Origin of the sequence: Aeromonas sp. 604176 (genome assembly GCF_049170755.1) — a bacterium.
GTDB lineage: Bacteria > Pseudomonadota > Gammaproteobacteria > Enterobacterales > Aeromonadaceae > Aeromonas > Aeromonas veronii_A.
The window spans coordinates 1-24945 of record NZ_JAAKNE010000002.1 but is presented as its reverse complement, the minus strand read 5'-3'; the positions used below and the strand labels follow the sequence as shown (position 1 = coordinate 24945).

Sequence of the window (24945 nt, the reverse complement as noted above, 5' to 3'; positions counted from 1 at the left end):
CAAACAGGGATGCTAGGTGCTTATCACGGCCTGTGTGCGGTGATATTCAAGAAGGTTGGTTAAGGCGAATTTGCTAACGAGAGAAGGGCGACGAACGGTTTTGGGGAGGGGGAACGGGGCGAGCGGTTGGGGCGTGCGCTAGGGGAAGAAGAGCATAAGCAGTTGGTTGGAATGCCCGAACAGGGCATATCGCAGCAATAAAAAAACCGGCTTGCGCCGGTTTTTTTATCTGTCTGCTCGAAGGCTGGCTTATTTGGCCAGAGACTCCGGCAGATCTTCGCGGATCTTGCCCAGCATCTCTTTCAGGACGCGCGGGTTGGCAACCACGATGTTGCCGGAGTTTTCGTAGTTGTGGCCACCAACGAAGTCGGTGACGATGGCGCCAGCTTCTTTTGCCAGCAGCTCACCGGCAGCGGTGTCCCAGGGTTTCAGGCCGATTTCCCAGAAACCGTCGACACGACCGGCAGCCACGTAGGCCAGATCCAGTGCGGCAGAGCCGGAGCGACGGATGTCGGCACATTCGATGAACATGCTCTGGAACATCTTCAGGTAAGGCTCGATGTGATGCTTCTGCTTGAACGGGAAACCGGTCGCCAGCACGGTGCCAGCCAGCTCTTTGGCCTTGCCGACACGAATGCGGTAGCCGTTCAGCTGGGCGCCGCTACCACGGGTAGCAGTAAACAGCTCGTCACGGATCGGATCGTAAACAACGGCTTGTTCAGTCTTGCCCTTGACGCGCAGGGCGATGGAGACGGCAAAGTGCGGAATGCCTTTGACCAGGTTGGTCGTGCCATCCAGTGGGTCAATGATCCATTGGTAGTCCGGATTGGTACCGGCAATCTCACCAGACTCTTCAGCAACAATGCTGTGCTCCGGGTAAGATTTTTTGATGGTGTGAATGATGGCCGCTTCGGCTTCACGGTCAACGTTGGTCACGAAGTCATTGCTGCCTTTTTGGATAGCCTCAATGTTCTCAGGCTGGGAGAAGGCTTTTACTACAACTTGACCGGCGTTGCGCGCAGCGCGCACGGCGATATTCAGCATCGGATGCATAGGTTCACCACTGGATGTTAAAGAACGGGGGATAAAAGGACGCGGTATGATACCAGTATTTTGTGCGATGGCAACTGTTATCCCCCTACGACCAATTGATTACCACTGCCAGATTTGACGGCTCCAATATAGACCAGATCTGCGCTAGTCTTATCCCAGCAGCCGGATACAGGCTGTCATGAGCATAGGGATGTGAACCATGAATTTGTCATTAGTGAGTCAGAACGTGTCAGCGGCCAGCGAGGGACTGTTGGCCATCTTGCGGTCATCACCCGAGTATGGTGATCACTTTGCCCACATCACCGTGACCCCCCTGGCCCAGTGGCAACCGGCCAAGACGGAGGCGGCGATCCTGCTGATCGACGGCGATGCGCCCTGGCAGGATGCCGGATTTGCCCGGGGAGAGGATGAGACGATCGGTTTGCCGGTCTTGCCGTTGCTGATCCGCAAGGGAGACAAGGAGCTGACGGTCTGCGGGCCGGATGTGCGTGACCCCCGTTTCTATTTTGTCTCAAACGGCATCGTGCTGGATGAGTCGGAGCTGGCCGAGCCTGCCTGCAGCCGGGTGCTGTTGCGCAAGCTGGAGTCCTACTTCCCGCTGCTTTCCCGCCTGATCATGCTGCGCCAGCGCAAGCCGGTTGCCATGATCAACTAATATCTACCATCGCCAGAGCGCACAAGCGGCGCACCGTGGCCTTGTTTGGCCTACGGTGCGCCGCTTTTTAATGGTATGGAGCCGGTCATTTGTTGCAAGATTAGGCGGCTATGGTGTTGCACCCTATTCCAACCGTGCAATCTGGCTATGACCAACAAGGAGTGAATCATGATCGACTTTTACACTGCCGCGACCCCCAATGGTTTCAAAGTGGCGATCGCCCTCGAAGAGCTGGGTTTGCCCTATCGGGTCATTCCCCTCGATTTGTCGGCACTGGATCAGAAGAAGCCCGAGTTTCTTGCCATCAATCCCAATGGCCGCATTCCGGCCATCGTCGATCGGGATAACGACGATTTCGCCGTATTTGAATCGGGCGCCATCCTCATTTATCTGGCGGAGAAAGCAGGCAAGTTGCTGCCCGCTGATCCCAAACGCCGCTCTCAGGCCATCCAGTGGTTGATGTTCCAGATGGGTGGGGTAGGGCCCATGATGGGGCAGGCCAACGTCTTCTATCGCTACTTCCCCGAGAAGATCCCCGCCGCTATCGAACGCTACCAGAAGGAGGGGCGCCGCCTGTTCGAGGTGCTCGACAGCCATCTGGCCCATCATGAATATCTGGCGGACGAGTACAGCATCGCCGACATTGCCACCTGGCCCTGGGTGCGTATTTATGACTGGAGTGGCATCTCCATCGAGGGATTGCCCCATCTGCAAGCCTGGATGGGTCGCATGGCAGAGAAACCTGCCTGCCAGAAGGGGATCACCATACCGCCACGCAAGGAGCAGCCCGATGAGCTGATCAAGCAGGCGCAGCAGATGGTAACACGTTGATTTTTAACTGCTGACGGGGCGTGTTGCCCCGTAATATTAGAAAAACTAAGGCAAGCCGATTATAAAGATTCGTTCGTTTTTTGTGAGCTGAATCACTATGATGCCCCCATACCACCAAGCGTCCTGTGCGGTGGCTTGGCGGGCTCCCCGCCTACTGTTTCCAACACTGTTTTTGATTGCATCACAGCCTCTGTGATCAGATTCCTCTGGGCCATTTTGTGCCAGAGGTGCGGCAGCATTTTTTCGATTTTTTTGGGACTGATATGGATCGGCACAGTTTTTATCCGTTGTTTTTATTGACCATTCTGATGGTCGCTGTGGGCCAGATGACCCAGACCCTTTATGTTCCCTCCATTCCCATGATGGCTGGGGACTTCAATGTGGCCTCGGGCCAGTTACAGGCGGTGATGGCCTGTTACCTGATCCCCTATGGCCTCTCCCAGTTTGTCTACGGGCCGCTGTCGGATCGCATCGGTCGTCGTCCGGTGCTGATCGTCGGCATGATGGTGTTTCTGGTGGGCACCCTGATCATTCAGGTCATCCCCCATTTTGCCGCCCTGCTGGTGGGTAGCTTTATTCAGGGGCTAGGTACCGGTGCCGGTGGCGCCATGAGCCGTACCGTGATGCGCGATCGCTACAATGGCGCCGAGCTCAACCGCGCCAATAGTCTGGTGAGCATGGGTGTGATCTTCTCCCCGCTGCTGGCACCGGTGCTGGGTGGCTGGCTGACCGAGCTGTTCAACTGGCGTGCCGGTTACTGGTTCCTGTTTGGTTTTGGTGCCGTAGCCACTCTGGCGATCATGGCCTGGTTTGGTGAGACTCTGCCTGCTGCTGCCCGTCAGCCACTGCGCGTCGGTGCTGCCTATCGCCATGTACTGGGCAACCCCAAGTTTCAGGGCAACTTGCTCTGCCTGATGGCGACCTTTGCGGGACTCGCGGTATTTGAAGCTGCGGCCGGTGTGCTGCTGGGCGATGTGCTGAAACTGAGCGCTCGTACCGTGAGCGTGCTGTTCGTGCTGCCGCTGCCCGGCTATCTGTTCGGGGCCTGGCTCTCTGCCAAGCTGAGCTTCCGTTTGACTCAGGGCAAGCTGATGCGTCTGGGGATCGCCTTTCTGGCGCTAGGCTCCCTCATCATTCTGGTGCCGGGGCTGTTCGGGGTGGTGAGTGCTGCCTCGCTGGTTGGTGGTGCGGCTGTCTACTTCATCGGTAGCGGTATTCTCTACCCGACCGCCACCTCCTGCGCCATCGAGCCCTTCCCGGGTCAGGCCGGCACCGCGGGGGCCATTCTCGGCGGGATGCAGAATCTGGGGGCGGGCGTGGTGACTCTGCTGGCCGCCGGTTTCCCGATGACTGGACAGGTGACCCTGGGGGCCATCATGACCCTGATGGTGCTGATCGTGGCGCTGAGCTTTGTCTGGTTGCGCCACCACGGCTCCCCCCACGAGCAGATGGCCATCTAAACGTGCTTGCCTGCTGCAAAACAAAGCCCGCCTTTTGGCGGGCTTTGTCGTTATGGCTGTGTCCGCTTCACACCTTGTCCCATCGGGTTCTCCATTTATTGGGGGGGGAAAGGTGTAAACCATATTCAGGACGGGACAGTTCGTTGATCATCAGGCAAAGAAAAAGCCCGTCACGCTGGTGACGGGCTTTTGCTGTTGGTACCCCGAGATGCCGTTGCCGGTTTGGGCCCTTGAACCGTCGGTTCAAGGCGGGGATCGGATCTGACCGCAGGCTTCTCGGTCGTGCCGAGCATGCGCAATAGCCAGAAGGCAGATCCCCTGTTTGGTATGAATATCGGCTCGGGGACTTGAACCGGCTGACAAACATCCCAGGGAATTTTAAAACGGTTTGCGATTAGGGCTGCTGCCCCTCTTCGCTGGAATCACCATATTGTCCGTGCTCGATCAGGGCCGCTTCGATGGTGCGCTGCAGCATCTTGATCCGCTTGTCCATGGTCTCAGAGTATTGGTGGTTCTTCTCTTTTTCAAGGCAGAGCTCATGACAGAAATTGAGCGCTGCCATGATAGCCAATTGCTCGTTGCTGGAGACTTTGGAGCGTTGACGCAGGTCGATCAACTTGTCGGTCAGCTGCTCGGCGGCCTGGCGCAGGGCATCCTGCTGTCCCAAGGGACAGGATACCTTGTAGGGACGTCCCAAAATGACGATTTCTACGGCCTCTGTGCTCATGCCTTCCTCAATACGGCGGAGCTGATTTCCGCCTTTATCCACGTGGACAACTGGGCGGGACTATATAGCGCAGATGCATAAGTTTCAAGGCCTTGCTGGCTCTGCAAGAGGGAGAATGCTAGGATCCTGACCATTAATTCTGCAAATTTGACTGAACTTTGAGCGGATCCTCGATGAGCAAAACGAACCCCCTTAAATATGCGGCAGTGGCCGACATCATGGAACAACATGAGCTGATGGCCAGCGCAGTAGAGGCCCATGGTGTGATCTGCGGTCTGGTGTGCGGCGGTGTGGCACTGGACGACAAGAGTTGGGTGCCCCATTTCAACGATCTGGTGAACGACGGTTTCGGCCTGCCGGCCCCGGTGCGCCAGGTGATGACCGATCTTTATCACAATGTAGTCGAGAGCTTGATGGCCCAGAAGGGCGTCGAGCTGCTGCTGCCAAGTGATGATGCCCCCCTCGACGAGCGCATCGATTCGCTGGTGGACTGGTCACAGGCATTTCTGGCCGGTTTTGGCGTGGTGCAGCAGGAGCTCTCCCGCGCGTCGGAAGAGCTGCAGGAGATGATCCAGGATATCGCCAGCATCACTCAGGTCTCCGCCGAGTTCGATCAGGAAGATGATGAGAACGAAGCCTCCTTCCTGGTGCTCTACGAACACGTCAAACTGGGGGTCATGATGGCCTTCGAAGAGTTTGGCAAGCGTCCCGATACCCCGAGCGCGCCGCCGACCCTTCATTGAGGCGCGGGTCAACGCGATCCTAACTGAATCTGCAAGAGCGCCTGATGGCGCTCTTTTTTATTCCCTTGTGGTGGCTAACCCTGTGAGGTGCAACCGGTTTTTTGCCGGTGACCTCGCATTCGGCCAGCGGCTTTGTGATAGCATGAGGCCACCTTTTTCACTTCTTCCTCTCTGCTTATGCCTCAATCTGATGTGCGACAGGTCGATGTCACCCTGGTCGGCGGTGGAATGAGCGGTGCCGTGCTGGCCCTCTCGCTGGCAGCCCTGCTTCGATCCGATGGCTCCCCCCTCGAGATCCTGCTGCTGGAGGCAAGCCTCCCCGAACAGCACACCCATTCAGGGTTCGACGCCCGCGCCATTGCGCTCTCGGCCGGTACCTGTGATGCGCTGTTGCGACGCGGACTCTGGCCGCTGTTTGCCCCCCATTGCGCCCCCATTACCCAGATTCATGTCTCGGATCGGGGCCACTTCGGTCAGGCTCGCCTGTCGGCTGCCGAATACGGTCTGCCTGCTCTGGGCCAAGTGATCGAGCTTGCAGCTGCCGGTCATGATCTGCAACGGGCGATGGCGGCCTCGCCCAATATCCGGGTATGTTGTCCGGCCCGGGTGAGCGAGATTGCGCCCGATGAGGAGAAGGTGACCCTCACCCTCGAGAGCGGTGAACAGATTGAAACCCGCCTGCTGGTGGCGGCAGACGGCGGCAACTCCTTTGTGCGTCAGTGCTTCAAGTTGCCGGTGACCCGCCACGACTTTGAGCAGCACGCCATCATCGCCACGGTCAAAACGGCGCAAGACCCTGAGGGACGCGCCTTCGAGCGTTTTACCGAAGGGGGGCCGCTGGCCCTGTTGCCGATGCAGGAGGGGCTCTCCTCGCTGGTGTGGAGCGTCGGGCAGCATGAGGTGGATGAGCTGACGGCCCTCGATGAGGCGGCGTTTCTTGCCCGTCTGCAGCAGGCCTTTGGCTGGCGGCTTGGTCGCTTCGAGCGATGTGGCGTGCGTCACGTCTATCCGCTCATTCTGACCGCCTGCGACTACCCGCTGGCCCAGCGCACCGTGCTGGTCGGTAATGCCGCCCACGCCCTGCACCCGATTGCCGGACAGGGCTTCAACCTCGGGATGCGGGATCTCGACCTGCTTACCGGCGCCGTAGCCAAGGCGTTGGCAGAGGGGGAGGATATCGGCAGCTGCAAGGTACTGAGTGGCTACTGGCAGCAGCGTCAGCGCGATCAGGAGCAGACCGTCTGGCTCACCTCTTCGCTGGCCCAGCTCTTCTCCAATGGTCACGATCCGCTGGTGGCGGGGCGCAATCTGGCGCTCACCCTGATGGGGCGATTCCCGTGCCTCAAGGCGCCGCTTGCCTCGCGCACCTTGGGCTTTGTCGCTGATGTGTGCGGCAACTAGCCTGCACTTGTTGAGTGGAACCTGTTGACCACCATTCGTTGATCAAAACCTATTGAATAAAGAGGTGATGCTTGCGGGCGTCCCCTCGCTGGCCAGCCGGTCAGCCCTGAAAGGATGAGATGATGCAGATGCAAAATGTGGATGTGGTGATTGTCGGTGGCGGCATGGTGGGGCTGGGGCTCGCTGCGGCCTTGAAACATAGCGCCCTCAAGGTACTGGTGGTGGAGGGGCAACTGCCCGACCCGCAGCTGGGGGAGGTGGCCGATAATCGGGTCAGCGCCCTGAGTCTGGCCAGCCAGCAGATCCTGCGCCATGTCGGCGCCTGGGACGGCATTGAAGCGCGCCGCCTGCAGGCCTATGACAAGATGGCGGTGTGGGAGCAGGACAGTTTCGGCCATATCGACTTCGATGCCGCCAGCCTGCGTCAGGCCAACCTCGGCCACATCGTCGAGAATCGGGTGATCCAGCTGGCGCTGCTTGAGGCGATTGAAGGCGTCAGTAATATCCAGTTGCTGACCCCCGCCAGAGCCAAGAGCCTGCAGAGCGGCCCGGCGGGCGCCATGCTGCTCCTTGAAGATGGTCAGGCCATCTCGGCCAAACTGGTGGTGGCTGCCGATGGCGCTCACTCCTGGGTACGCCGTCAGGCTGATATCCCGCTCACCAGCTGGGATTATGGCCACCACGCGCTGGTGGCGACGGTGCGCTGCGCCGAACCCCATGAAGCTGTTGCTCGCCAGATCTTCACCCCGGATGGCCCGCTCGCCTTTTTGCCGCTGTGGCAGGAGAACCTCTGTTCCATCGTCTGGTCGCTGCCTGCGGCCCGCGCCGAGGCGCTCTGCGCCTGCGATGACGAGCAGTTCAATCGCCAGCTTACCGCCGCCTTCGATGCCCGGCTCGGTCTATGCAAGGTGGAGGGGCCGCGCAGCGCCATTCCGCTCACTGCCCGCTATGCCCGCGACTTTGCTCGCGAGCGGTTGGTGCTGGTGGGAGATGCCGCCCACACCATCCACCCCCTGGCGGGGCAGGGGGTCAACCTTGGCCTGCTGGATGCTGCCGCGCTGGCGGAGCAGATCTTGCAAAATCATGCCGCGGGTGAGGATATCGGCCTGCTCGACAACCTGCGCAGCTACGAGCGCTGGCGCAAGAGCGAGGCGGCTCGCATGCTCGCTGCAATGGAGGGGCTCAAGCGGCTGTTCAGCGGGGCCAACCCGCTCAAGAAGCTGGTGCGGGGCGTGGGGTTGCGCGCGGCCAATCTGCTGACGCCGTTCAAGGAGGGGGTGATCCGCGTTGCCATGGGGCTGGAGGGCGAGTTGCCCGCATTGGCCCGTCCTGACTGGGTCGTTGCGGCGACCAAGGGCTGTGCCATGCAGGCCAAGGGTGAAAAAAACTAATATTACTCGCCTTTTTTGACAACAAAAGTAATCCGACAAGGCTGATGACCCGTTCTGGGTGTCAGCCTTTAATTTTGCTCTGGAGCGAAACGTTTTTCTGCAAATTGTGACGAAACGGTAAAAATCAAAATTTAATCTCGCCTGAGTCGGCTTATGGCTGTTTTTATCACTGCATTTATCTTAGTGTCTGGAGTCAGTTTTACAGGAGGGGATTAGTTTTTTTTGAGCGGCACGCTCGCCTGCTTATCATATAATCCGCTCCGTTCAAGGAATCCCTCTTGCCTGGCAAGGGCAGGAGCGAGCACACACTTTTGGATCCGGTCGCTTTTTGCTGCACGCGGTGCAGTCAGTGCGGTGGCGCGGGTCGCAAGGGTGGTCGCTAAAGCGAAAAGGCTTTTTGCTAAGGAAAGAATGCGATGATCCAGACTACTGTACTGCATCCCAAACACCTGGAAGCCGGCGCCAAGATGGTGGACTTCCACGGTTGGGAAATGCCCATCAACTACGGCTCCCAGCTGGAAGAGCACCACGCGGTGCGCAGCGATGCCGGTATGTTCGATGTCTCCCACATGACCATCGTCGATTTGACCGGCGAACGGGTCAAAGCCTTTCTGCAACACCTGCTGGCCAACGACGTGGCCAAACTCACTGTCCCCGGCAAGGCCCTCTACAGCGGCATGCTCAATCCGGAAGGCGGCGTGATCGATGACCTTATCACCTATTACCTGACCGATACCTTCTACCGACTGGTGGTCAACTCCGCTACCCGCGAGAAGGATCTGGCCTGGATCCGCCATCACGCCATCGATTTCGATATCACAGTCACCGAGCGTCCCGAGCTCGCAATGATTGCGGTGCAGGGCCCCAACGCCAAGGTCAAAGCCGCAGCCGTGCTGAGCGCCGCCCAGCGTACCGCCGTTGTGGGGATGAAACCCTTCTTCGGCGTGCAGGCTGGCGATCTCTTTATCGCCACCACCGGCTACACCGGCGAGGATGGTTATGAAATCGTGGTGCCGCAAGAGAAAGCCTGCGAGCTGTGGCAGGCACTGCTGGATAACGGCGTGGCCCCCTGCGGCCTCGGTGCCCGCGATACCCTGCGCCTCGAAGCGGGGATGAACCTCTACGGTCAGGATATGGACGAGTCAATCTCTCCACTCGCCGCCAACATGGCCTGGACCATCGCCTGGGAGCCGAGCGATCGCAATTTCATCGGCCGTGACGTGCTGGAAGCGCAGAAAGCGGCGGGCAACCAGCCCAAGCTGGTGGGTCTGGTGATGGAGGAGAAAGGGGTGCTGCGTGCCGGTATGCCCGTTACCTTCACTGCGGCAAACGGTGAGAAGCGGGAAGGTGTGATCACCTCCGGCTCTTTCTCCCCCACCCTGGGCTACAGTATTGCCCTGGCACGGGTGCCCCGCGATATCGGTGAATTGGCCGAGGTGGAGATCCGCAAAAAGCTGGTCACCGTGAAGGTCACCAAGCCCGCTTTCGTCCGTAACGGCCAGAAGCTGGTTTAATACCGTTTTGGGGGAGGGCAGTGCCTCCCCCATCCCTTTTCATATTCGTTTTTAAACGCGACTCAAAGATCAAAGGAAGCACAAATGAGCCATATCCCGAGCGAACTGAAATATGCCACTTCCCACGAGTGGATCCGTGTTGAAGCCAACGGCGAGGCCGTGGTCGGTATCACCGAGCACGCCCAGGAGCTGCTGGGTGACATGGTGTTTGTCGAGCTGCCGGAAGTGGGCAAGCAGGTCAGTGCCGGTGACGACTGCGCCGTGGCCGAGTCGGTCAAGGCGGCCTCCGATATCTACAGCCCGGTGAGCGGCGAGATCATCGCCGTCAACGAAGAGCTGGAAGGGAGCCCCGAGCTGGTCAACTCCGACCCCTACAGCGCTGGCTGGCTGTTCCGCATCAAGCTCGATGACGAGAGCGAGCTGGCCAACCTGCTGGATGCCGAAGGCTACCAGAACGTGGTGGACGAAGAGTAATGCCCCCGGGCCCTGCCAACACAGCAGGGCCCCTTTGTATGACCGCCAGCCGGGCAAGCACCGGCCGGTGGAAGGGTGAAGTCGCCCGCGTCTGTCGTTTACCAGCCTGCTCTTGCCAGGGTAAACGGGCCGGTCCGCAACAAGGCGATCCCCTCTTGATGCTGCCGCAGCATCCGGTGCCGCACCTTGTCTGCGGGACCCAGAACATGAGTGGAGTCGGTATCAGCCGACCATCAGGAACATCAGGTCTTGGTTATCAGGATGTCATGCCAGGACTTATTTATCAGGAAATAGGGAAATGACCCAGTCACTGTTTGAACTCGAGCAAAAAACCGATTTTGTCCGCCGCCATATCGGCCCGGGCGAGGAAGAGCTGCGCCAGCTGTTGGCGACCGTCGGGGCCGAAAGCCTGGACGATTTGATTGAACAGACCGTGCCTGCCGCCATTCGCCTGCCGGGCCCGCTCGGCATCGGTGCCGGCATGACCGAGGTGGAGGCGCTGGCCAAGCTCAAGGGCTATGCCGCTCAGAACAAGATTGCCAAGAGCTATATCGGCATGGGTTATCACGATACCCATGTGCCCCACGTCATTTTGCGCAATGTGCTGGAAAATCCGGGTTGGTATACCGCCTACACCCCCTATCAGCCCGAGCTGGCACAGGGCCGTCTCGAAGCCCTGCTCAACTTCCAGCAGCTGACGCTGGATCTGACCGGCATGGATCTGGCAAGCGCCTCCCTGCTGGATGAAGCGACTGCCGCTGCCGAGGCGATGGCGCTGGCCAAGCGGATGGCCAAGTCCAAATCCAACCTCTTCTTCGTGGCCGATGATGTGCACCCGCAGGTGATCGACGTGGTCAAGGAGCGTGCGGTTCACTTTGGTTTCGACGTGGCGGTTGGCGCCGCGAGCGATGCAGTGAGCGAAGAGGTGTTCGGTGCCCTGTTCCAGTACCCCACCACCACCGGTGAAGTGAAAGATCTGCGCGCCCTGATTGCCGCGGTACAGGCCCAGAAAGGGCTGGCCTGCGTCAGCGCCGACTTGCTCTCCCTGTTGCTGCTCAAATCCCCGGGCGAGCTGGGCGCCGACGTGGTGTTGGGCTCCGCCCAGCGCTTTGGTGTGCCCATGGGTTACGGTGGCCCCCACGCCGCCTTCTTCGCCACCCGCGATGCCTACAAACGTTCCATGCCGGGCCGCATCATCGGTGTCTCCAAGGATGCCCGTGGCAAGGCCGCGCTGCGCATGGCGATGCAGACCCGCGAGCAGCACATCCGCCGCGAGAAAGCGAATTCCAACATCTGTACCGCTCAGGTGCTGCTGGCCAACATGGCGAGCTTCTACGCCGTCTACCACGGCCCGGTAGGGCTGAAAACCATCGCCTCCCGCGTGCACCGTCTCACCACCATTCTGGCGCTCGGCCTCAAGGCCAAGGGGGTGGCCCTCAAGCATGCCAGCTGGTTTGATACCCTGACCGTGCAAACTGCTGACAAGGCCGCGCTGATTGCCAAGGCCGAGGGGCTCGGCATCAACCTGCGTGCAGACCTAAATGGTGCGGTAGGTGTGTCGCTGTCTGAAACCACCACCCGCGCTGATGTGGCCGAGCTGTTCGATCTCTTCCTCGGTCAAGGCCATGGACTGGATATCGAGGCCCTCGACAAGGCGGCTCAGACCCATCACGCCATCCCGCAGGATCTGCTGCGCACCGATGCCGTGCTGACCCACGAGGTGTTCAACAAGTACCACTCCGAAACCGAGATGCTGCGTTATATCCACCGTCTCGAAGCCAAGGATCTGGCGCTCAACTACGCCATGATCTCCTTGGGCTCCTGCACCATGAAGCTCAACGCCACTGCCGAGATGATCCCGGTGACCTGGCCCGAGTTCGGCAAACTGCACCCGTTCGCCCCGCTGGCGCAGGCCAAGGGCTACCAGCTACTGCTGGCCGACCTCGAAAACTGGCTGGTGAAGGTGACCGGTTACGATGCGGTCTGCATGCAGCCCAACTCCGGGGCGCAGGGTGAGTACGCTGGTCTCTTGGCCATCAAGAAGTACCACGAATCCCGCGGCGAGGGGCATCGCGACATCTGCCTCATTCCGGCTTCTGCCCATGGTACCAACCCGGCCTCTGCCCAGATGGCGGGGCTCAAGGTGATCGTCACCGCCTGTGACAAGTCCGGCAACGTGGATCTCGATGATCTGCGCGCCAAGGCGGCCGAGGCGGGGGATCAACTCTCCTGTCTGATGGTGACCTACCCCTCTACCCACGGGGTGTATGAGGAGACCATCAAGGAGGTGTGCGACATCGTTCACCAGCACGGTGGTCAGGTCTATCTGGACGGCGCCAACATGAATGCGCAAGTCGGGTTGACGGCGCCGGGCTTTATCGGCGCGGACGTCTCTCACCTCAACCTGCACAAGACCTTCGCCATTCCTCACGGTGGTGGCGGCCCGGGCATGGGCCCCATCGGCGTGAAGAAACATCTGGCACCGTTCGTGGCCGGTCACGCCGTGGTCAAGACCGACAAGGAGAGCCGTGATAACGGCGCCGTGTCGGCTGCACCGTTCGGTTCGGCCAGCATCCTGCCCATCAGCTGGATGTATATCGCCATGCTGGGTGACGAAGGACTGAAGAGATCCACTCAGGTCGCCATCCTCAACGCCAACTATCTGGCCAAGAAGCTGGGTGAATCCTTCCCGGTGCTCTATTCCGGCCGAAACGGTCGGGTGGCCCACGAGTGCATTCTTGATATCCGCCCGCTTAAAGAAGCCTCAGGCATCAGCGAGATGGATGTGGCCAAGCGGCTGATGGACTACGGCTTCCACGCACCGACCATGAGCTTCCCGGTGGCGGGCACCCTGATGGTCGAGCCGACCGAGTCGGAATCCAAGCGCGAACTGGATCGCTTCGTCGAGGCGATGACGTCCATCCGCGTCGAGATTGCCAAGGTGCAGGAGGGGCAGTGGAGCCTGACCGACAACCCGCTGGTCCATGCGCCGCACACCCAGGATGACGTTATGGATGCAGAGTGGTCCCGTGGCTACAGCCGCGCCGAGGCGGTCTTCCCGTCCGACGCTGTGCGCGCCGCCAAACTGTGGCCCTCTGTGAACCGCATCGACGACGTCTACGGCGATCGCAACCTGTTCTGCTCCTGCATTCCGACCGAGGATTACGCCAAGTAAGTAGCGTCCAGGAGCAACAGTTAAGCCGTATAAACAACAGGGCCACCCAGACGGGTGGCCCTTCGTTTACATGGACTTTATCTGCATGCTGCTATCCGAATGTCCGGCTTAGGTCCTTGAGCTGGCTCGCTTTGCTCTGCAAGTTGGCACTGGTTTTACTGACCTGATCGATTTTGAGGCTGTTATCGTGAGAAAGTGAGGATATCTGATTGATATTACGACAGATCTCCTCGATCACCGCTTGCTGCTGGGTCGCTGCAGCGGAAACTTGATTGGAAAAATCAGAGACCTTGTCTATTTCGATCACGACCTGATTCAGGTTGCCGGTGCTTGCCCGAGTGGTTGCGAGGCAATCATTGGTTCTGGTCACATTGAGATGCATCATCTCTTTCCATCCCCCGAGGGTTTGCTGGATATGACCAATGCTGCTCTGGATCTGCTCTGTTGCTCTATGGGTTCTGGTCGACAGGCTGCGTACCTCGTCAGCCACCACTGCAAAGCCGCGTCCCTGATCGCCCGCCCGCGCTGCTTCAATGGAGGCATTGAGTGCCAGCAGGTTGGTTTGATCCGCAATCCCGCGAATTTCACTCATGATGCTGCCGATCCGTTCGGACTCGCTTGCCAGCTCGACGGCTGACTGGAAGGCCTGCTCTGCCTGGGTAGCCAGTGCCGACATCTCTTCTCCCGCATCGGAAAGCTGATTGCTGGTGGTGATGCAATGGTTGCGCGCCTCTTCTATCTGCTGGTTGCTGTCCTGAATATTGCGGCTGATCTCTTCGGCAGCTGATGCCATCTGGGTAACTGCGGTGGCGACTTGCTGAATTTGCATATCCTGTGAGGAGATATCCCTGCTGGCCAGTGCGGCCGAACCACTCAAATTGTTGGCCATGGCATTGAGCGAGAGTGTGGTGTCATCGACTCTTCCCAGCACGGTACGGATTCTGGCTTGCCAGAGCTTGATATGGAAATCGGCAATGCTGTGGGGGGCATCCCCCGAGAAGATCAGGCGGCTGATGCTGTCGTAGTCCTGCTCAAGCTGTTGCAAGAATCGCGGTGTGAGGAAGAGCGCATTACGGTTGAACCAGAGGGTGGCCAATAGGGGAATGATGATCCAGAGCGCCTGCAGTGGTGTGAGCAGCCAGAGCGCGCTAATCACGCTGAGCAGCAGCAGGGGTATGGTCATGATGGCCGGAGTGAGCAGGCGCTGCCCCATGTGAATGGCGGAGCCGGTTTCGCGTGCCTTAAGGGTTTTGTACATCTTGTTGGCACGCGCTTTGTGCTCTGCGGAGGGTCGGCAACGAACGGATTGGTAACCCACCATCTTGCCATCTTCATAGATCGGGGTGACATAGGCATCAACCCAGTAATAGCTACCATCTTTGCAGCGGTTTTTGACTATGCCCCGCCACGGCTTGCCCGCTTTTAGATGGGCCCAGAGATCGGCGAATGCCGCCTTGGGCATGTCTGGGTGGCGTACCAGGTTGTGATGTTGTCCCAGCATCTCTTCAAGGCTATAGCCTGCCACCTGACAAAACGCCGGATTGGCGTAGGTGATGTCTCCTTTGAGATCGGTGGTCGATACCAACTGGACGTTGTCGGTAAATTCAACTTCGGTATCTGTAGTGTGAGGTGTGTTGGTTACCATGATCAGGCTCCGGTTTTACCATAACGGAATGCATCGTCTGAGTATGGCAGAGGCTGCTCATTTTATTGTGTTGTTGCTCATTAACTGTTCTGCGCCTAGCAGGGGCATCTACACATCTTCCATCGCAACGGTTTGGCGGGGGACGCAAGCCAAGTAACATCGCATGAGTTATAGCCACGCAGCGATACAGGTAAGGCAATTAAGTTGGGGGCGATTTTATGGAATTATGACGGCACCCTGGTCAATTCGGTGCCGCAGAATATCGATATCGCCAAGCAGATCCTGGCTGAGGTCGCCCCCCATCTGACCGGCGATCAGTTACCTCGTTATCTGCGCAGCGAAGCGGAGTATCACCACGCCAATCACGCCGCCAAGAACTGGCAGGCGCTCGATATGGATTAGTACGGCCTGTCGCGGGACGAGCCTAGTGCAGGCTGGCAGTCAGTGAGCCAAACATCAGGAGAGACAGGGACTTAGGTGCATTTTTTAGGAGCTGGAGGTGGTGATTGACCATTTCTCTGCCATTTCCCATGGCATTTGTTCGAAAAACGCCTAAAAAACCTTCTCCGGGTGCTTGAACTGCATGGCGTGAACAGCCGGTTCAAGGCTGTGGTCGGCTATGATGACGTGCCCGGACTGCAGCAAAAACCTCATCCTTTCGGTGGCCTCAAATGTCTGGAGTCTATCTTCGGCCCAGCCTGGTGCCAGTCGCTGATCTATATCGGTGACCATGAAGCGGATGTGCAGTTTGCCCGTCATTTGCAAGGGGCGCTTGGCGAGCAGAGCCGCGCGACCCCGGAGCGCTGGGAACACCAACCCGACCATATCGTCTGTGACGTCGAGGATCTGCTCACCATCGTCGGGCAATATCTGTAACGCCGGTTGCAGATTGTCATACAGAACATGCAAAACGCCGATCTGTTGATCGGCGTTTTGTCTATGTGAAGCCTGATGGTTTCACACTCAGCTGGCTTAACACTCTGCCTGCTTAAAAATGGGTGGTTTAAAACAGCAGTTGCGTCAGGTAGCCCATCAGGATCGCCATGCCGAGGATCACGGTAAGGAAGGACGCAATCATCGGGGTTCTGAACATGGATTTGAGCAGGATCACCTCGGTTAGACTGGCACCGGCACTGCCGATGATCAGCGCCATGACGGCGCCCATCCCCATCCCTTTGCCCAGCAGTACCGACGCTAGAGGGATCACGGCCTCGGCACGGATGTAGAGCGGGATCCCGACGATGGCGCTGAAAGGGATGGCCAGCGGGTTGTCGGCACCAGCATGGGCGGCGATCCACTCGGCCGGAATAAAACCGTAAATAAACGAGCCGATGAGCACCCCCAGCAGCAGGAAGGGCAATACCGCTTTGAACTGCTGCCAGGCATCGAGGCGAGCTTTGACCCAGGCGGTGGGGAGCTGTGGCGCACGAGTCAGGGTTGCCGTGCCATCGCCGCAGCAGGAGAGGGTGGCCTGTTCTGCCATCTCTGGTTGCGGTGCCGGGCAGCACGCTGCCCCGTTGAGGGGTTTGATTGCACGAATGGCGCTGCGTTGGTTGTCACTGCAATGTGCTTGAGTGGTGGCGCGGGTCGCCGGGCCACAGCCGCTACCGCAAGAGGGGGTGGCCTCTTTGGGGTCGATGACATGGCGCTCGAACCCGAGCCTGTCGAGCAGCATGCTCGCCATGACGGAGACGCTGGCAGCGATCACGGCGTAGAGCAGGGTCACTTTCCAGCCAAAGGTGGCCCACATCAAGCCGACGATGATGGGGTTCAGCAGTGGCGAGATAAACAGGAAGGTGAGGGTGGGGCCAAAGCCAGCCTTGGCCGAGAGCAGCCCTCTCAGCATGGGGATGGTGGAGCAGCTGCAAAAGGGGGTGACGGCGCCGAGCAGGGCAGAGAGCAGATAGCCCTTGCCGTGGCGGGCCCCCAGCATCCGCTGGATCTTCTCGTCGGGGATCTTCTGACGGATCAGGCTGACCCCGGCGCTAATGACCAGAAACAGCACCGACAGCTCGACAGCCAGAAACAGGAACATCTGGGCTGCATCGGTCAGCATGGTTAACCACTCATTCATTGTCTTATCCTCACTTGGTTTCTATATTTCCAAAATAATCGAAATTAATGGTCGGTCAAGATATTTCTGGTATTATCGAAATATCAAATTCGTGGAGGGCGCAGAGATGCAACTGGAAGAGGTCGCCAAGGCATTGAAAGAGCTGGGTCATCCGACCCGACTGTTTATCTTCAAGCATCTGGTCAAGGCGGGAGAGCAGGGGTTGCCGGTGGGGGAGCTGCAAAAGCAGCTGGTGATCCCCGCTTCCACCCTCAGCCACCATATCGCGGCGCTGGTCTCGGTGGGGCTGGTGAAGCAAAACCGGGAGAGTCGCACCCTGCTGTGCGTCTCTCAATACGCGGTGCTGGAGGAGATCATCGCCTTTTTCCGCGATGAGTGTTGCGTCAACAGCCCGGAGCATCGGCAAGATCAAAGGCAAGAGCTGCCTTCCTGAGGGCTATGGCTGCTAGTAGTGCTGCGCGTAATAAAAAAACGCCGATCATGCGATCGGCGTTTTGCATTGTTTTTCTCAACTGCGTGCATTAACCCAGATTGGCTGCAACCTTGCTTTGAGCTTGTCCCTTGCGCTTGATGACAAAGCCAATGCCCAGTACCACCAGCCAGGCGGGGATAAGTTCGACCGAGATGCGGAAATCGGGGGTCATATACATGATCACCAGAATACCGGCCATGAACGCGAGGCAGAGATAGTTGCCTAAGGGGTACCAGAACGCCTTGAACTTGGGCTGGACACCCTCTGCGACCTTGGCCTTGCGGAACTTGAGGTGCGCGAGGCTGATCATCGCCCAGTTGATCACCAGTGCGGAGACCACCAGCGCCATCAGCAGGCCGAACGCCTTGCCCGGCATCAGGTAGTTGATCAGCACGCAGAGCAGGGTGGCGATGGCCGAGACCGAGAGGGCAACCAGTGGCACGCCGCTCTTGTTGGTCTTGAGCAGGGCTTTCGGGCCGTTGCCCTGTTTGGCCAGCCCGAACAGCATCCGGCTGTTGCAGTAGACGCAGCTGTTGTAGACCGACAGTGCTGCCGTCAGTACCACGATGTTGAGTACGGTGGCGACGAGATTGCTGTCCAGAGCGTGGAAAATCATCACGAACGGGCTGCCGCCTTCCACCACTTTACCCCAGGGATAGAGGGACATCAGGATAGCCAGGGCGCCGATGTAGAAGATGAGGATGCGGTAGATCACCTGATTGGTGGCCTTGGGAATGCTCTTCTCGGGGTTGTCCGCTTCCGCGGCGGTAATGCCCACCAGCTCCAGACCGCCGAAGGAGAACATGATCACCGCCATCGCCATCACCAGACCGCTGATGCCGTTGGGGAAGAAGCCGCCCTGAGCCCACAGGTTGGTGACGCTGGCCTCGGGTCCGCCGGCACCGGAGAGGAGCAGATAGCCGCCAAAGCCAATCATGCCGATGATGGCAACCACCTTGATGATGGCGAACCAGAACTCCATCTCGCCAAACGCTTTGACGTTGGAGAGGTTGATGGCGTTGATCAGCACGAAGAAGAAGGCGGCCGACATCCAGGTCGGGATCTCGGGCCACCAGTATTGGACATAAATGCCCACTGCGGTTAACTCGGCCATGCTCACCAGCACGTAGAGCACCCAGTAGTTCCAGCCGGATGCAAAACCGGCAAACTCGCCCCAGTATTTGTAGGCAAAGTGGCTGAATGAACCGGCTACCGGCTCTTCCACCACCATTTCACCGAGCTGGCGCATGATCAGGAAGGCGATAAAGCCGCCGATGGCATACCCCAGCAGGACCGAGGGGCCTGCCATCTTGATGGTTTGGGCAATGCCCAGAAAGAGGCCGGTGCCGATGGCGCCGCCTAAAGCAATCAACTGAATGTGGCGGTTTTTAAGGCCGCGCTTCAGCTCCTCACCGTCTTGTTTCAAATCCATGGGTCTGTCCTTACGTCTCTGTTGTCTCTGGTCGGTGTTGGGCTCATCCTGAGCAGGCCGCAGTGCGTAGCCAAAACCTGACGAAATCTGTATTTATTTCGTTACGCCATGCCGTTTTCAATTTTTAGTGTTGGCTGGCAACCGAAGCAGAATAGTGATAATCCGCCATGAATGCACCTATTTTCCATCTCGAATGGCCGTATTTTGTACCAATGGCAGCTTTTTCATGATCTGAAGAGGCACGTTGGTAGTTTTTGGTTGATGTTTGTGCAATCGAATTCTGTTTTGTTGACATTTTGTCTTGTTGGTGTGCTTTTGTTGTGCCGAGCCACAAATGGATGCAAATGATGCCAAACAAGCGGGAGTGCAAGGAAGAGTGCAGGGAGTTGGAGCACAGGGAACGCGAAAGCGTGCTGCAACAAGGGGTTGCCCGGAGTGTGCTGGTGGCGCTCTGGTTAGGGATTGCCGCCAGTCCGCTGTTGTTGCTGGTGGCCGCGATTATGTTGCTGGGTTGGCTGTTACTCGGTGATCAGGAGTTGCTGCACTACTGGCAGCCGCTGTTGCTGGTTGGTGGGGTAACGGGGGCGCTCGTTGGCGGCTGGTTGGCGGAGCGGGTTCGCCTGCGCCACGGTTTGCTGGCCTTCTATGCCCGGTTGATGAACAACCCTGAGCTCAATCGTTAGTGAACGCTGGCTGTTTGCCGAGCGCAGCAGAACGGAATCGAATAGCGGCTAACTGGCAGCGGGTGACAAGGGCACAACGCCAAGGTCGACAAGAAGAGGGACAAGTATTTGTGGTGCTTATCCCTTTTTATCCATGCTTTTCACTGCCATCTATGTGAATTGCAGTTCGCCACAGCTGACTTTCGCCGCGACACTGTAATTTTTATCTTTTGTTGATGCCGATAGCTGTCAAGCTGGCTTAACAGAGCTGGCGGCGCAGACCGGTTGCCTCGAGAACCTTGGCGCTGATCTCCTCCACCGAGTGGGAGCTGGTATCCAGGAAGCGGATCGCCTCCTGGCGAAACAGTCGCTCCACGCAGGCCAGCTCCTGCTCGCACTGTTCGATGGAGGAGTAGCGGCTGTTGGCACGGCGCTGGTTACGGATCTCGTGCAGCCGCTGCGGCGCTATGGTGAGGCCAAACAGCTTGTGACGGTTGGCCTTGAGGGGGGCGGGCAGCTCCAGCATCCCCATGTCCTGCTCGATAAAGGGGTAGTTGGCGGCGCGAATGCCAAACTGCAGCGCCAGATAGAGGCTGGTGGGGGTCTTGCCGCAGCGGGAGACCCCGATCAGGATGATGTCCGCCTCATCGTACTCCCTGGTGGTGATGCCATCGTCGTTGGCAAGTGCGAAGTTGACCGCCTCGATGCGATCGTCATAGAGCTTGCGGTTCTCCATGCCGTGGGTGCGGTGGAGGCGGGGCTCGGCTTTGACCCCCAGCTCCTGCTCCAGCGGGCTGACGAAGGTATTGAGAAAGTCGTGGCCGCACGCCTCCGATTTCAGTACCTCTTCCCGTACCAGCGGGTCGACGATGGTGTGAAACAGAATGGGGCGTACCCCGGTCTGGCGAAACTGCTCGTCGATCCGCATCCGTACCTGACGGGCTTTCTCCAGTGTCTCCACAAAGGGGATAGTGATCTGCTCGAAGGCCAGCGGAAACTGACTCAGTACCGCGTGGCCGAACACTTCGGCGGTGATGGCGGTTCCGTCTGAAACATAAAATACGGTGTGCACGTAGGGCTCCTGTGATACCGCGGGTGGGGTCGCATGGGGTAAGGGGTGAGAAGTATCTCCCGAAACCATATCAGTTTTGTCAACCAGTCTGCTGTGCCCAAGTTGTGAAGTGGCTTGCAAACCTGAATCGTTATCTTTTTGTGTCGCCATTGTAGAATGTTCCGGTCATTCGACCATCCCCAATGCTTGCTCGGGGATTTTTTTGAAAACCAATAGAAAACGTTTTCATGGTCGTTGGCAACAGAAGAAACAGACAATAACGCACCTGACTTACCCATAACCTCATCGATTAAATCGGGCGCACGAGGTGCTATGGCATCGGTGCCCACCAACCTGGAGACATCCAAGTGCAACAGTACGTGCTCTGGTACGAACAACTCGGAATGCAGGACGTAGAACGAGTTGGCGGCAAGAACGCATCCCTTGGCGAGATGATCAGCAACCTCTCTGGCGCCGGCGTATCCGTGCCGGGGGGCTTTGCCACCACCGCCTTTGCGTTTCACGAGTTTCTGGAGTCAAGCGGCCTCAACGGCAAGATCCACCATCTTCTCGACAATCTGGACGTGGACGATATCGCCGCCCTCAACCGGGCCGGTCAGCAGATCCGCGACTGGGTGATCGAAGCCCCGTTCCAGCCCGAGCTGGAGCAGGCGATCCGGGTTGCCTATGAAAAGTTGAGTGCAGGAGTCGAGGCCTCGTTTGCGGTGCGATCCTCCGCCACCGCCGAGGATATGCCGGACGCCTCCTTTGCCGGTCAGCAGGAGACCTTCCTCAACGTACGTGGCATTGATGCCGTCATGACGGCGGTCAAGCATGTGTTTGCTTCCCTGTTCAACGATCGCGCCATCTCCTATCGGGTGCATCAGGGCTATGACCACAAGGGCGTTGCCCTCTCGGCCGGGGTGCAGCGGATGGTGCGTTCCGATCTCGCCGCCTCCGGCGTCATGTTTACTCTGGATACCGAGTCCGGCTTCAACGACGTGGTTTTTATCACCGGGGCCCATGGTCTTGGCGAGATGGTGGTGCAAGGGGCGGTCAACCCGGACGAGTTCTATGTGCACAAGCCGACCCTCAAGGGGGGGCGCCCGGCGGTGGTGCGCAAGACCCTCGGCTCCAAGCTTATCAAGATGACCTATTCGGACGATGCCGGTCACGGCCGTCAGGTGAAGATTGTCGACACCGATGAGGCCGAGCGCAGCCGCTTCTGCATCACAGATGAGGAGGTGATGGCGCTGGCGAAACAGGCCCTTATCATCGAGCAGCACTATGGCCGCCCGATGGATATCGAGTGGGCTAAGGATGGTCAGGATGGCCAGCTCTATATCGTGCAGGCTCGCCCGGAAACCGTGCGCAGCCGTCAGGAGGCCAACACCCTCGAGCGTTTTGCACTCAAGCAAGCGGGTAAGGTGTTGATCGAGGGGCGTGCCATCGGCCACAAGATTGGCGCGGGCCCGGCGCGGGTCATCTCCTCCATCAGCCAGATGGACGAGGTGCAACCCGGCGACGTGCTGGTGACTGATATGACCGATCCGGACTGGGAGCCCATCATGAAGCGGGCCTCCGCCATCGTCACCAACCGTGGCGGCCGCACCTGCCATGCTGCCATTATCGCCCGCGAGCTGGGCATTCCGGCAGTGGTGGGCTGTGGCAACGCCACCGACCATATTCAGCCGGGCCAGCGGATCACCGTCTCCTGCGCGGAAGGGGATACCGGTTTTATCTATGACGGCGAGCTGGACTTCGATGTGGCAGTGACCGAGGTGGGCAATATGCCACGCCTGCCCATCAAGATCATGATGAACGTCGGCAACCCGGACAGGGCGTTCGACTTTGCCCAGTTGCCTAATGCTGGCGTAGGACTGGCACGCCTTGAATTCATCATCAACCGGATGATCGGCGTGCACCCCAAGGCCTTGCTGGAGTTTGACCAGCAAACCCCAGAGCTGCAGGCCACCATCGGCAAGATGATCGCCGGTTACGACAGCCCGCGGGAGTTCTATGTGGCCAAGCTGACCGAGGGGATCGCCACTCTGGGGGCCGCCTTCTGGCCGGAGCGGGTGATCGTGCGGATGTCGGACTTCAAGTCCAACGAGTACGCCAATCTGGTGGGCGGTCGTGGCTACGAGCCCCACGAGGAGAACCCGATGATCGGTTTTCGTGGCGCATCCCGCTACATCGCCGACAGCTTCCGCCCCTGCTTTGCCCTCGAGTGCGAGGCGATCAAGCGGGTGCGCGATGTGATGGGATTGACCAACGTCGAGGTGATGATCCCCTTCGTGCGCACCGTGGGCGAGGCGGAGCAGGTGATCGACATCCTGGCCGAGAACGGTCTGCGCCGTGGCGAGCGGGGGCTCAAGGTGATCATGATGTGCGAGATCCCGAGCAATGCCCTCTTGGCAGACAAGTTCCTCGAACACGTGGACGGCTTCTCCATCGGTTCCAACGACATGACCCAGCTGACCCTTGGGCTGGATCGGGATTCCGGGCTCATCGCCCATCTGTTCGACGAACGCAACGAGGCGGTCAAGGCGCTGCTGGCGATGGCGATTCAGGCTGCGCGCAAGGCGGGCAAGTACGTGGGGATCTGTGGCCAGGGGCCATCCGATCACCCGGATTTTGCCGCCTGGCTGGTGGAGCAGGGTATCGACTCGGTGTCGCTCAACCCCGATACCGTGGTCGATACCTGGATCTATCTGGCGGAGCAGCATGGCGCCAAGTAAGCCACTATCGACATGAGTAGATTAGAAAGGGGGCCCTAATTGCCCCCTTTTGATCGTTATTATCTTATGTTTTGCCCTTGGGCTTATTCCACCAAGCTCATGCCGGGGATCTGGCGCCAGTAGCCGTTGCAATCGCGATCCTGCTGCAGAACGAGGGGCTGATTGCCCTGCTGGTTAGCCTTGAAGCGGGCCAGCATCTCCAACGTATCCATCCCTTGCGGCGACAGCCTGACCACATCTACCAGACCCTCCATACCAGCCAGCTCGTTACCCAGGTTGTAGCAGTAGCCGGACTGGGTCTGGATCCCGTTGAGATTGAACACCCGCTGCCCCTCGCGGCTGTTGGCCAGTCGTCCGGTGGGATAGTTGATGCAGGCGAGCTCGCAGTTGTCTTTCGGTTTGTCGAGGGAGCGGGCAGTGAAGCAGCGCGCCGAGTAGGCGAGCGGCAGATGGCCGTAGGCAAACACCTCCACCTCAAATTGGTCGCGCAGGGAGCCCAGATCCTGATTGAGCTGGATCAGCCAGTCACGGGAGAGCTCCACCGGCATGACCCAGCGTTTCATCCCCTGTTTGAGCAACATGCGCAGCACATCGGCGTTATAGGCGTTGATGGCGGGACCACAGACGAAGGGGATCCCTGCTTCCCAGGCGAGTTGCACTGTACCGAGATCGTTGGCTTCGACCATCAGGTCGCCATTGTCGACCAGCCGCTTCACCTCTTTGAGTTCGGAGGGGGCGGAGATAAGGGCGAGGGTCGAGAGCACCACCTGCTTGTCGGAGCAGGCCATCTGACGGGCCAGCGCAATCCAGTCATCGACTTTGAGTTCGCGCCGCTTGCTGCAGACGGTCTCCCCCAGATAGATGATGTCGGCCTGACTGTCGGCAGCGGCATGGTAAAAGGCTTCGGTATCGGCTTTGGGCCAGTAGAAGAGCAGGGGCCCGAGAGAAAATTGCATGGGTGGACTCCTTATTGCCACTGACGATGGTAGGCGCCGAGGGTAGTCTGGCTACCTTCGGAGACGCGGGCGAGCTGGGCATCCCACTCAGCTTTGACCTGATAGGCTTCGGGATTGGCCTGATAGGCATCGATGGCCGCACGCCAGACCCGGGTCACTTGCTCCACATAAGCGGGGCTGCGTTGGCGCCCTTCAATCTTGACCGACCGGATCCCGGTCTTGAACAGCTCGGGCAAGAGACCCAGGGTATTGAGACTGGTGGGCTCTTCCAGCGCGTGGTAGGTCTGGCCATCCACGTCGAAACGCCCCTTGCATAGGGTCGGGTAACCGGCATTTTCGCCCGGGCCATAGCGATCGATCAGCACCTCGTTGAGCCGCGACTCGAGACCATTCGTGGTCTCTTCCCAACGGACGAACTTGGCCGGTGAGCAGGCGCCGACGGTGTTGGGGCTCTCGCCAGTCATGTAGGAGGAGAGATAGCAGCGCCC

Annotated in this window: 22 protein-coding genes and 1 other RNA gene; 14 read left to right on the top strand and 9 right to left on the bottom strand. The window is 58.9% G+C overall.

All coding sequences use genetic code 11. From position 1 onward, the window contains the following. Positions 1-249: 249 nt before the first annotated feature. Positions 250-1053 carry an inositol-1-monophosphatase gene (gene suhB, locus G5358_RS00520; protein WP_162516794.1) on the bottom strand — a complete coding sequence of 268 codons (804 nt, stop codon included), beginning with the start codon at positions 1051-1053 and terminating at the stop codon, positions 250-252. Between the two features lie 199 nt (positions 1054-1252). Between suhB and G5358_RS00515 the strand changes: the two genes are divergently transcribed. The 3 genes from G5358_RS00515 (at position 1253) to emrD (ending at position 3999) form a co-directional block, all read left to right on the top strand. Beyond that, complete coding sequence (locus G5358_RS00515; protein ID WP_064342011.1) at positions 1253-1708, top strand: hypothetical protein; 456 nt, start codon at positions 1253-1255, stop codon at positions 1706-1708. Positions 1709-1876: 168 nt separating this feature from the next. Further along, entirely contained in the window at positions 1877-2539 is a 663-nt protein-coding gene (locus G5358_RS00510; protein WP_421323382.1) for a glutathione S-transferase family protein, read from the top strand. Positions 2540-2802: 263 nt separating this feature from the next. Then, positions 2803-3999: a multidrug efflux MFS transporter EmrD gene (emrD, locus tag G5358_RS00505; protein WP_005333920.1), complete on the top strand. Its 1197-nt coding sequence runs from the start codon at positions 2803-2805 to the stop codon at positions 3997-3999. A 196-nt stretch (positions 4000-4195) separates the two neighbouring features. Here emrD and ssrS read toward each other — a convergent pair. Further along, a non-coding RNA gene (ssrS, locus tag G5358_RS00500) (6S RNA) lies at positions 4196-4377 on the bottom strand. A 16-nt stretch (positions 4378-4393) separates the two neighbouring features. Then, positions 4394-4726 carry a cell division protein ZapA gene (zapA, locus tag G5358_RS00495; protein WP_005333910.1) on the bottom strand — a complete coding sequence of 111 codons (333 nt, stop codon included), beginning with the start codon at positions 4724-4726 and terminating at the stop codon, positions 4394-4396. Between the two features lie 173 nt (positions 4727-4899). On the opposite strand from zapA, the gene G5358_RS00490 reads away from it, so the two are divergent. The 6 genes from G5358_RS00490 (at position 4900) to gcvP (ending at position 13424) form a co-directional block, all read left to right on the top strand. Further along, positions 4900-5469, top strand: coding sequence for a UPF0149 family protein (locus tag G5358_RS00490; protein ID WP_005346580.1), 570 nt, complete (start codon positions 4900-4902; stop codon positions 5467-5469). 177 nt (positions 5470-5646) lie between these two features. Beyond that, entirely contained in the window at positions 5647-6870 is a 1224-nt protein-coding gene (gene ubiH, locus G5358_RS00485) for a 2-octaprenyl-6-methoxyphenyl hydroxylase (protein WP_421323381.1), read from the top strand. Positions 6871-6992: 122 nt separating this feature from the next. Then, on the top strand, positions 6993-8261 hold the full coding sequence (locus G5358_RS00480) for an FAD-dependent 2-octaprenylphenol hydroxylase (protein WP_421323401.1): 1269 nt from the start codon (positions 6993-6995) through the stop codon (positions 8259-8261). A gap of 416 nt (positions 8262-8677) precedes the next feature. Next, the gene (gcvT, locus tag G5358_RS00475; protein WP_075115155.1) at positions 8678-9775 is read left to right on the top strand and encodes a glycine cleavage system aminomethyltransferase GcvT; all 1098 of its coding nucleotides are present in this window, start codon (positions 8678-8680) and stop codon (positions 9773-9775) included. 84 nt (positions 9776-9859) lie between these two features. Then, the gene (gcvH, locus tag G5358_RS00470) at positions 9860-10249 is read left to right on the top strand and encodes a glycine cleavage system protein GcvH (protein WP_005333898.1); all 390 of its coding nucleotides are present in this window, start codon (positions 9860-9862) and stop codon (positions 10247-10249) included. Positions 10250-10547: 298 nt separating this feature from the next. Continuing rightward, positions 10548-13424: an aminomethyl-transferring glycine dehydrogenase gene (gene gcvP, locus G5358_RS00465; RefSeq protein WP_421323380.1), complete on the top strand. Its 2877-nt coding sequence runs from the start codon at positions 10548-10550 to the stop codon at positions 13422-13424. A gap of 91 nt (positions 13425-13515) precedes the next feature. Here the strand turns inward: gcvP and G5358_RS00460 are convergent, their stop codons facing one another. Further along, positions 13516-15069 carry a methyl-accepting chemotaxis protein gene (locus tag G5358_RS00460; RefSeq protein WP_216953960.1) on the bottom strand — a complete coding sequence of 518 codons (1554 nt, stop codon included), beginning with the start codon at positions 15067-15069 and terminating at the stop codon, positions 13516-13518. A 204-nt stretch (positions 15070-15273) separates the two neighbouring features. Between G5358_RS00460 and G5358_RS00455 the strand changes: the two genes are divergently transcribed. Beyond that, complete coding sequence (locus G5358_RS00455) at positions 15274-15471, top strand: hypothetical protein (protein ID WP_323912128.1); 198 nt, start codon at positions 15274-15276, stop codon at positions 15469-15471. Between the two features lie 135 nt (positions 15472-15606). After that, complete coding sequence (locus tag G5358_RS00450; protein WP_323912126.1) at positions 15607-15945, top strand: HAD family hydrolase; 339 nt, start codon at positions 15607-15609, stop codon at positions 15943-15945. Between the two features lie 127 nt (positions 15946-16072). Here the strand turns inward: G5358_RS00450 and G5358_RS00445 are convergent, their stop codons facing one another. Next, the gene (locus tag G5358_RS00445) at positions 16073-17143 is read right to left on the bottom strand and encodes a permease (RefSeq protein ID WP_421312088.1); all 1071 of its coding nucleotides are present in this window, start codon (positions 17141-17143) and stop codon (positions 16073-16075) included. A 106-nt stretch (positions 17144-17249) separates the two neighbouring features. On the opposite strand from G5358_RS00445, the gene G5358_RS00440 reads away from it, so the two are divergent. After that, on the top strand, positions 17250-17576 hold the full coding sequence (locus G5358_RS00440; RefSeq protein ID WP_128815807.1) for an ArsR/SmtB family transcription factor: 327 nt from the start codon (positions 17250-17252) through the stop codon (positions 17574-17576). Between the two features lie 88 nt (positions 17577-17664). On the opposite strand, the gene G5358_RS00435 is transcribed toward G5358_RS00440, so the two are convergent. Continuing rightward, positions 17665-19047 carry an amino acid permease gene (locus G5358_RS00435; protein WP_421312090.1) on the bottom strand — a complete coding sequence of 461 codons (1383 nt, stop codon included), beginning with the start codon at positions 19045-19047 and terminating at the stop codon, positions 17665-17667. Between the two features lie 344 nt (positions 19048-19391). Here G5358_RS00435 and G5358_RS00430 point away from each other — a divergent pair, with 344 nt between their 5' ends. Next, complete coding sequence (locus tag G5358_RS00430) at positions 19392-19730, top strand: hypothetical protein (RefSeq protein ID WP_235671494.1); 339 nt, start codon at positions 19392-19394, stop codon at positions 19728-19730. A gap of 238 nt (positions 19731-19968) precedes the next feature. On the opposite strand, the gene ppsR is transcribed toward G5358_RS00430, so the two are convergent. Next, positions 19969-20781 (bottom strand): posphoenolpyruvate synthetase regulatory kinase/phosphorylase PpsR, encoded by an 813-nt coding sequence (gene ppsR / locus G5358_RS00425; RefSeq protein WP_005333888.1) that lies wholly within the window; start codon positions 20779-20781, stop codon positions 19969-19971. A gap of 347 nt (positions 20782-21128) precedes the next feature. Here ppsR and ppsA point away from each other — a divergent pair, with 347 nt between their 5' ends. After that, complete coding sequence (gene ppsA, locus G5358_RS00420; RefSeq protein ID WP_337072068.1) at positions 21129-23501, top strand: phosphoenolpyruvate synthase; 2373 nt, start codon at positions 21129-21131, stop codon at positions 23499-23501. An 83-nt stretch (positions 23502-23584) separates the two neighbouring features. On the opposite strand, the gene G5358_RS00415 is transcribed toward ppsA, so the two are convergent. Both G5358_RS00415 and G5358_RS00410 read right to left on the bottom strand, forming a co-directional pair. After that, positions 23585-24457 (bottom strand): U32 family peptidase, encoded by an 873-nt coding sequence (locus tag G5358_RS00415; protein ID WP_337072069.1) that lies wholly within the window; start codon positions 24455-24457, stop codon positions 23585-23587. 11 nt (positions 24458-24468) lie between these two features. Continuing rightward, positions 24469-24945: peptidase U32 family protein (locus G5358_RS00410; RefSeq protein WP_421323379.1), on the bottom strand; the 477-nt coding region annotated here is incomplete at its 5' end.